Raw genomic sequence first — 642 nt, 5'->3', positions numbered from 1 at the left:
GCGGACAGCGAATCGGCGGCCCAGCAACGCCCGGGCACGGTCCGCCTCCCCGACGGCGCGACCGCGCGGCTGGTCCGCACGGAACTGACCGACACAGGCGTCCTCCCGATCCCGCGCGGCCTGGCGGACGCGGCCTGGTGGGGCGCGAAACTGGGCGCCGACCGCGGCGCGGCGCTGCTCTCGGGCCACGTGAACTGGCAAGGCCAGCGCGGCCCGTTCGACGAGCTGTGGCACACCCGCGCGGGCGACGAGGTGACCATCGTCGACGCCCGCGGCGGCCGCTGGGTCTACCGCGTCGACGAGGTGGTGACCCTCCCGAAGGAGGCCCTCCCCGAGCAGGCCCAGCACTGGTTCGGCCAGGACGGCCCCCACCGCCTGGTCCTGATCACCTGCGGCGGCGACTACGTGGGCGGCACGGAGGGGTACGACGAGAACCGCCTGGTGACGGCGAAGCTGGTGACCCGCCCAACCGGCTGACCCCCGCCCACGCGCTGAGGCTTGCTTGCGACCGCCGGTTCGCTGGGCGCGGCCTGCTTGCGGCCCGCGCCGAGGCTTGGGCCGCCTGTCGCGACCCGCTTGCGGTGCTGGACCTGGGCCGGCCCGCCGGTGCGCAGTGCAGTTGCTTGCGACCGCCAGCTTGCT

Annotated in this window: 1 protein-coding gene; it reads left to right on the top strand. The window is 75.4% G+C overall.

What is annotated here, in order from left to right; genetic code table 11:
- Positions 1–477 (top strand): class F sortase (locus G3I65_RS38610; protein ID WP_160700468.1); only part of this gene is annotated, 477 nt, incomplete at its 5' end.
- Positions 478–642: the final 165 nt, after the last annotated feature.

The organism is Amycolatopsis sp. SID8362 (assembly GCF_010550475.1).
Classification (GTDB): domain Bacteria; phylum Actinomycetota; class Actinomycetes; order Mycobacteriales; family Pseudonocardiaceae; genus Amycolatopsis; species Amycolatopsis eburnea.
This window is presented reverse-complemented; position numbering and strand designations above follow the sequence as displayed.